Consider the following 7,233-nt stretch of genomic DNA (forward strand, 5'->3'; position numbering starts at 1 on the left):
CGGAGAAGGATGGCCGGGCGGGCCACGTTCGGGTGGGGCGGGGTCAGGAGAGGGTGCCCGCGCCCGTGGTGGTGGTCAGGTCGGTCAGGAGGTTCTTCACCGACGTCTCCAGGCCCGCCGTCAGGGTCGGCGTCCAGTTCACCGTCGTCTTCAGCTTCTTCGAGTTCGCGGCGTTGTACGCGGCCACCAGGTCCGTCGCCGTGCCGTTGACGACGTTGCCGGTCCCGGCGAGGGAGCCCGTGCCGTCGCCGCTCAGCAGCTTCGCGGTCTTCGCGCCGCCCGGGATCTTCCAGACGTTGCGCTCGGCGACCACCTGCGCCTTGGCGCGGGAGTCGATGCTGTACTTCGGCTCGTAGCCGTTGAGCGTCGTCGTGTCGTAGACGTTGTTGTAGAGGTGGATCTGCCCGATGCGGGCCAGCGGCGCGCGCTGGACGATGCCCTTCCACACGTTGTGGTGGATGGTGACGCGCAGCTTGCCCTTGGAGTCGGTGTCGCTGCTGCCGATCAGCATCGTCTTGTCGTGGCTGGAGAAGAGGTTCCGCTCGACGGTCACCAGGTCGGAGCCGTTGGTGATGTCGAGGGCGCCGTCGTGGATCTGGTACTTGCGGCCGAAGTACGTCTTCAGCGACTTGTCGAAGGTCGGGCTGTCGGTGAACGTGTTGTGGTCGGCCCACACGTTGGTCGCCCCGCGCAGGGTGACGGAGTCGTAGGCGGAGTTCCACTCGCCGGACGAGCCGTCCGTCGGGTCCCACTGCGGGAAGCAGTCCTCCGTCGCCGCGAACGTCAGGTTCCGGACGATGACGTTCTTGACGTTCTGGACCTGGAGGCTGCCGCCCGTGATCCCCGCCTTGGTGCCGGGGACGCCGACGAGGGTCGTGTTCGACGGCACCCGGAAGACGATGTTCTTCTTCTGCTTCTCCGCCGCCGCCTTGCGGGCGGTCTCCTGGGTGCCGGACGGCGCCTTCTTGCCGTATGTCGACGGGTCGAAGGCCTTGAGGTACGCGGAGAGCGAGTAGCCGGTGCCGGAGGCGTAGTCGGCGCAGGTCAGCTTCTTGCCCGCGTCGTCGGTGTTGGCGTCGATCGTGCCCTTGATCTTGATGATCCGGGGGGTGGTGTCGGTCTGCGTGCCGAGCGCCTTCACCAGCTGGGAGCGGGTCGAGACCGTGAAGGTGTGCGCCGCGTCCGCCTTCGTACCGCCGGTCGTACCGGCCCCGGAGGCCGCCCAGCCGTCCTTGGCGGGCAGCACCTGGTGGTAGAGGTCCGCGGGAATTGCGTTGGCGTTCATCACGAGGACGCCGGCGCCGACACCGGCGGCCACGGCTGCGGCGGTGACCACGAGGGCACGGCGCGTGCGGAGGGACCGGCGGTGGGACGGGCGCGAGGAGGCAGAAGCCACGGATGAGTCCTTACGTAACGTACGTGATTCAGGTGAACACGCGGTTCGTGTGGAGCCCCCGTGAAGGGAGTTCCGACTCATGGGTGGTCGCCGTTCAGGGAAAGGTTGCCTCCAAGTTCACTTCCCTCGGCCGGTGGTGAGTGGCGGTCAGCCGAGGTTCGCCTTGATGTGTCCGATGACCTCCTCGAACTCCTTCCGGGGCGAGAAGTCCACGTACTCACAGTCCTCCAGGGCCTCCGGTACGTGGCCGGGCGCCCAGTAGAAGGCCTCGCCCGCCTCGTAGCTCGTGTCGCCCTCCTTGGTGTGCATCAGCAGCCGGCCCTTGAACATGTAGCCCCAGTGCGGGACCTGGCACAGGCCGTCGGGCTCGCCCTTCAGGGCCGGGGCCATGTTCACGCCCTTGGGGAGCCGGACGAAGGCGACATCGGTGTCCCCGCCGATGTTCTGCATCCGTAGTTCGACGCCGTCGCCCTCGATCTCGACGGGTACGTCCGTCCGCGTCACCGCCCTCATGCCGACCTCCACGAGTGCTCGGGCGGGGCCTTCCGGCAGCTCCGCCACTCCTTCCAGTCTGGCCCCACCGGTCACACGACGCCCGGTCGTGCGCGTTCCGGGCACGTCCGCGGGTGCGTCTCCGGGTGCGTCCCCGGGGCGGGCGTCCTTGGGCGTCCCCGGTCCGGCCACCGCCCGTGCGCGTCCCGCAGCATCAGGGCGTTCGAAGGGCCAGGGCCGAGTGAACCGGGGAGATGACAGGGGCAGAGCCCGAGAGCCGTGATAATCCATGTCCATGGCCCCACCCCCCACCCTTCCCCAGGCCCGCGCGTGAACGACCTCCCCGAGCCGGCTCCTCCCGACCCGGTCCTTCATCTCCTCACCGACATCCTGGCCATCGGCGCCCCCTACGCCCTGGCCGTGACCGGCGACCACGCGGTACGGGCCCACGGGCTCACGGAGAGCCGCCCGCCGGGCCGCCTGCTGGAGGTGGCGACGGAACACCCGGCCCCGATGGACGAGATCACCGGCACCGTCCGCACCGGACTGGCGGGACGAGGCTGGCTCGTGGAGGAGGCGGAGGGCACCCCGCTCTCCGCCCGTCTCCTCGTCACCGACCCGACGACGGCGGAGGAACGCACCCTGGACATCCTCAAGGAGTCCCTGTGGCACCCCGCGGTCGAGACGGCACTGGGGCCGACCCTCTCCCTGGAGGACGTCGTCGGTACCAAGGTCCGGGCCCTCGCCGACCGGAACACCGCCCGCGACCTCGTCACGGTCCACGCGGCCGCCGCCCACTGGACCGTCCTCGAACTGGAGGAGCTGGCCCGCCGCCACACCTCCGCCACCGCCTCCACCTTCGATCTCGCCGACCTCCAGTCCCGGTTGGAGGCCACCGAGTGGCTCGACGACCGGGAATTCGCTCGCCAGGGCCTCGACGAGCAGGCCACCATGTCACTCCGCCGGTGGGCACAGTCCTGGGCCGCCGACATCGCCGAACGCCTGCTGGAGGAGGAGGCGTTGACACCCCCACCGGAGGCCGAGTGAGCAAACGCCGTTACGTCGCCCGGGGCGTCCCCGGCGGCTACCGCATCTACGACCACCGCCGCCGGGGCTGGTGGGGCGACCTTTACGAACTCTGCCCCGACGACCTCCTGAGGGAGCTGAACGGCGGCAAGGACCCGGAGAAGCTGTCGGCCCTGCTGAAGCGGTACCGGGCACTGAAGCGATAGCCCGCGCGGGGCGGGGGCGCCGAGGGAACGGGGGCTGGTGGAACCGGCGGCTCGTGGAACCAGGGCCCCGCGTTCGGCGTTTCCGACCTACGGGGGCTGCGGGATGCGGCCCGTACCGGCGGAATCCCGACGTACGGAGGGGGAGGGGCTGAGGATGACTACGGAGATCGCCGAACTGGTGGGCCGGGCGGGGCCGTATCTGACGGCGGCCGTGGCCGCGTACGGCACCGGGGCGCTGACCCCGGTGGAGCGCGCGGCGGTGGAGACTACGGCGGACATCGGCCGCCGGATGCTGACGGCGGCGTGGCACCACCGTGACGAGCGGGGGCGGGCCGAACTGGGCGCGGCCGTGGCGGACGCCGCGGCGGAACCCGATGACGAGGACGCGTCGGCGGCCCTGCGCCAGCAGATCAAACGGGCCCTGCGCGAGGACGAGGAACTGCGGCGCGAGTTGACGGCCCTGCTGCCGCGTCAGGAGAACCGGGGCGTGACGGTGACGGCCTCGGGCCCCCGTTCGATCGCCGCCGGCGGCAACATCGGCGTGGCGATCACCGGCGACGGACACACCGCGCCCGAGCGGTGACACCCGACCCGGTGACACACGAACGGGGCGGCGTACTCCGACGCCCTGTCGGTGTACGCCGCCCCGGGTGGGACGAAGTGTGGGGTGAGGCGAGGTGCGGGTGGGACGGGGTGCGGGTGGCTGCCCGCGCTGTCACGGCGGTTACTTCGGGTCGCCGTTGAACTTCGAGGTGGACCAGAAGTAGCCGAGCACCGCGAGGCCGACGCACCAGGCCACGGCGAGCCATCCGTTGTGGCCGATCTCGGTGCCGAGGAGCAGCCCGCGCAGGGTCTCGATGGCCGGGGTGAACGGCTGGTACTCGGCGATCGGCTGGAACCAGCCCGGCATGGAGTGCAGCGGCACGAAGGTGCTGGAGATCAGCGGGAGGAAGATCAGCGGCATCGCGTTGTTGCTGGCGGCCTCGGCGTTCGGGCTGACCAGGCCCATCCCGACGGCGATCCAGGTGAGCGCCAGGGCGAACAGCGTGACCAGGCCGAAGGCGGCGAGCCACTCCAGGACGGTGGCGTCGGTGGAGCGGAAGCCGATGGCCACACCGACGGCGCCGACGAGGACCACGCTCATCAGGCACTGCGCCACACTGCCGATGACGTGCCCGACGAGCACCGACGCGCGGTGGATCGCCATCGTGCGGAAGCGGGCGATGATGCCCTCGGTCATGTCGTTGGAGACGGACACCGCGGTGCCGATGGTGGTGGATCCGACCGTCATCAGCAGCAGGCCGGGCAGCAGGTAGGCGATGTAGTCGGAGCGGTCGGCGCCGCCGCCGAGGCCCGCGCTCATGGCGTCTCCGAAGATGTAGACGAAGAGCAGCAACAGCATGACCGGCGTGAGCAGCAGGTTCAGGGTCATCGACGGGTAGCGCCTGGCGTGCAGCAGGTTGCGGCGCAGCATGGTCGTCGAGTCGCGGACGGCGAGGGAGAGGGAGCTCATCGCAGGGCCTCCTTGGCCTGGGCGGGGATGTCGGTGCCGCCGGTGAGGGCGAAGAACACGTCGTCGAGGTCGGGGGTGTGCACGGTCAGTTCGTCGGCCTCGATGTCGGCGGCGTCCAGCCGGTCGAGGACGGAGCGCAGGTCGCGCTGGGAGCCGTCGCTGGGGATCCGCAGGGTCAGGGCGTCGTCGTCGGCGGTGCCACCGCGTGAGCGGAGGGGAGCGTCGGGGAGGGTGCCCTGGAGGAGTGCGGCGGCGGCCGACCGGTAGAGGGCCGGGTCGGAGAAGCGGAGCCGGACGTGGCCGCCGGGGATCAGTCGCTTGAGTTCCTCGGCGGTGCCCTCGGCGGCGATCCGCCCGTCGTGGAGCACGGCGATCCGGTCGGCGAGTTCGTCGGCCTCCTCCAGGTACTGGGTGGTGAGGAAGACGGTGACGCCGCCCGTGACCAGTTCGCGGATGATCTGCCACATGGTGTGGCGGGAGCGGGGGTCGAGGCCGGTGGTCGGCTCGTCGAGGAAGATGACGCGCGGGCCCCCGACCAGCGTCATCGCGATGTCGAGGCGGCGCTTCATGCCGCCGGAGTAGGTGGAGGCGGGCTTCTTCGCCGCCTCCGTGAGGTCGAAGCGCTCCAGCAGTTCGGCGGCGACCCGTCGCCCCTCGCTCCTCGGCAGATGGTGCAGGTCCGCCATGAGGAGCATGTTCTCCTCGCCGGTGATGAGCCCGTCGACGGCGGAGAACTGCCCGGTGACCCCGATCGCGGCGCGGACGGCCTGCGGGTCGGTGGCCAGGTCGTGGCCCGCGACCCTGATGTGGCCGCTGTCGGCGGTGATGAGGGTGGACAGGATCTTGACGGCGGTGGTCTTGCCGGCCCCGTTCGGGCCGAGCAGGGAGAAGATCGTTCCCTCGGGGACGGTGAGGTCGACGCCGTCGAGCACGACCTTGTCGCCGTAGGACTTGTGCAGCCCGTGCGCCGCGATGGCCGGGGTGGTCATTGGATGTGCTCCTTCGAAGGGCCGGGAGGGTCAGAGGCTGCGGGCGGTGATGTCGCCGCAGGAGGTGGTGGCGCGGATGTCGAGCGCGGTGGTGCCGTCGTTCTTGAGGGCGTTGCTGACGCGGCCGTAGGAGGTGCCGGCGTCCAGGGCGGCCGAGACACCGGGGGCGGCGGCGACCGAGATGTCACCGGACTCGGTGCGGATCACGACCGTGCCGCCGACGGCCTCGTCGATACGGATGTCGCCCTGCTGGGTGCTGATCTCCGCGGGTCCGCCGAGGCGGCCGACCGCGATGTCACCGGCCAGGACGGCCAGGCGGGCCCGGCCGGTCTCGTCGAGCTTGACCTGGCCGAGGGCGCCGTCGATGGCGACGTCCCCGAGTCGTCCGACGCCCCGGAACTCGACGCCGGCCGAGGTGGCCTCGACGTGCGAGCCGGCGGGCAGCTGCACGGTCACCTCGACCGAACCGGCGGGGCCCACGAGGCGGTTCTTGACCGGCGCCTTCGCGGTGATCCGCAGGGTGCCGTCGGCGTACTCGACGGTGGTCCGCTCGGCGAGCTGCACGTCCCGGTCCTTGGAGGGGTCCACGGGCCGGACCTCGACGACGGTGTCGGCCCGGTCGGCGGCGATGACCTGCACCCGCCCGGCCTGGATGTCGAGGACGGCGGCGATCGGGGCGGGGGTGGCGAACTTCTGCATCGTTCTCTCCTCTGGTGGGTCGTTGTTTCCGACGAGAGAAAAGCTACGTTGCATTCATAGTTACGGCAACCAACTCGTTGCGTGTGACTGGCATTGTTGCAGGTAGAAGCCAGGAAATCATTGCAATGGATCTGAACTTAACGCAACAACACCCATGGAATCCGTTGCAATGAAATGGAGGTGAACGCTATGGTGGGGTCCACACGCGCACCTCGAAGGAGACCCTCATGCCGGGAGGCAGGCTCACTCAGCCCGAACGTCAGCAGATCGCCCTGGGGCTGGCCGACGGCCTCGCCTACGCCGAGATCGCGCGACGCCTCGACCGCCCCACCTCGACCATCACACGCGAGGTCATGCGCAACGGCGGCCCCACCGGCTACCGCGCCGACCTGGCCCACCGCGCCACCGAACGCCGTGCGCAACGGCGCAGGCAGGCCGCGCCACGGGGGCCTGCGGCGTCCACGGCGGCGTACGGCCGGGACACCGAGGCCGTGCGGGAGTTCGAGGAGTCGTTCGCCACCGTGATGATGGCCTCGGGCATGCCGAAGATGATGGCGCGGGTCATGGCCTGCCTCACCCTCACCGACTCGGGCAGCCTCACCGCGTCCGACCTGGTCCAGCGCCTCCAGGTCAGCCCGGCGTCCGTCTCCAAGGCGATCACCTACCTGGAGGGCCAGGCGTTCGTCCGCCGGGAGCGCGACGACCGCCGCCGTGAACGCTATGTCGTCGACGACGACATCTGGTACCAGTCGATGCTGGCCAGCGCCCGGGCCCTCAACCAGGTCATCGAGATCGCCCGGCAGGGCGTCGGCGTCCTCGGCCGCGAGACCCCGGCCGCCGCCCGCCTGGAGAACGTCGCCCGCTTCCTCGACTTCGTCAGCGAGAGCACGATCCGCGCGGCGGAGCAGGCCC

At 70.5% G+C, this 7,233-nt stretch carries 9 protein-coding genes; 4 read left to right on the forward strand and 5 right to left on the reverse strand.

The features are described from left to right. Positions 1-43: 43 nt before the first annotated feature. Positions 44-1,396 (reverse strand): pectate lyase family protein, encoded by a 1,353-nt coding sequence (locus tag AOK23_RS39895; RefSeq protein ID WP_055717321.1) that lies wholly within the window; start codon positions 1,394-1,396, stop codon positions 44-46. A gap of 147 nt (positions 1,397-1,543) precedes the next feature. Beyond that, a complete protein-coding gene (locus AOK23_RS39900) occupies positions 1,544-1,909 on the reverse strand; it encodes a cupin domain-containing protein (protein WP_055717328.1) in 366 nt (121 codons plus the stop codon). Between the two features lie 309 nt (positions 1,910-2,218). On the opposite strand from AOK23_RS39900, the gene AOK23_RS39905 reads away from it, so the two are divergent. The 3 genes from AOK23_RS39905 (at position 2,219) to AOK23_RS39915 (ending at position 3,703) form a co-directional block, all read left to right on the forward strand. Continuing rightward, entirely contained in the window at positions 2,219-2,935 is a 717-nt protein-coding gene (locus AOK23_RS39905) for a nucleotidyl transferase AbiEii/AbiGii toxin family protein (RefSeq protein WP_055717322.1), read from the forward strand. Next, entirely contained in the window at positions 2,932-3,120 is a 189-nt protein-coding gene (locus tag AOK23_RS39910; RefSeq protein WP_055717323.1) for a hypothetical protein, read from the forward strand. The genes AOK23_RS39905 and AOK23_RS39910 overlap by 4 nt, the downstream gene beginning before the upstream one ends. 154 nt (positions 3,121-3,274) lie before the next feature. Beyond that, a complete protein-coding gene (locus AOK23_RS39915; protein ID WP_055717324.1) occupies positions 3,275-3,703 on the forward strand; it encodes a hypothetical protein in 429 nt (142 codons plus the stop codon). A gap of 141 nt (positions 3,704-3,844) precedes the next feature. Here AOK23_RS39915 and AOK23_RS39920 read toward each other — a convergent pair whose 3' ends face one another. Genes AOK23_RS39920 through AOK23_RS39930 form a run of 3 tightly spaced genes read right to left on the reverse strand, consistent with a single transcriptional unit; the run spans position 3,845 to position 6,321 of the window. Then, a complete protein-coding gene (locus AOK23_RS39920; protein ID WP_055522576.1) occupies positions 3,845-4,633 on the reverse strand; it encodes an ABC transporter permease in 789 nt (262 codons plus the stop codon). Further along, complete coding sequence (locus AOK23_RS39925; RefSeq protein ID WP_055717325.1) at positions 4,630-5,622, reverse strand: ATP-binding cassette domain-containing protein; 993 nt, start codon at positions 5,620-5,622, stop codon at positions 4,630-4,632. The genes AOK23_RS39920 and AOK23_RS39925 overlap by 4 nt, the downstream gene beginning before the upstream one ends. Positions 5,623-5,652: 30 nt before the next feature. After that, the gene (locus AOK23_RS39930; protein ID WP_055717326.1) at positions 5,653-6,321 is read right to left on the reverse strand and encodes a DUF4097 family beta strand repeat-containing protein; all 669 of its coding nucleotides are present in this window, start codon (positions 6,319-6,321) and stop codon (positions 5,653-5,655) included. Between the two features lie 227 nt (positions 6,322-6,548). Between AOK23_RS39930 and AOK23_RS39935 the strand changes: the two genes are divergently transcribed. Further along, the coding region (locus AOK23_RS39935) for a GbsR/MarR family transcriptional regulator (RefSeq protein WP_055717327.1) at positions 6,549-7,233 on the forward strand (685 nt) is incomplete at its 3' end.

This window comes from Streptomyces torulosus, assembly GCF_001419765.1.
GTDB classification, from domain to species: Bacteria; Actinomycetota; Actinomycetes; order Streptomycetales; family Streptomycetaceae; genus Streptomyces; species Streptomyces torulosus.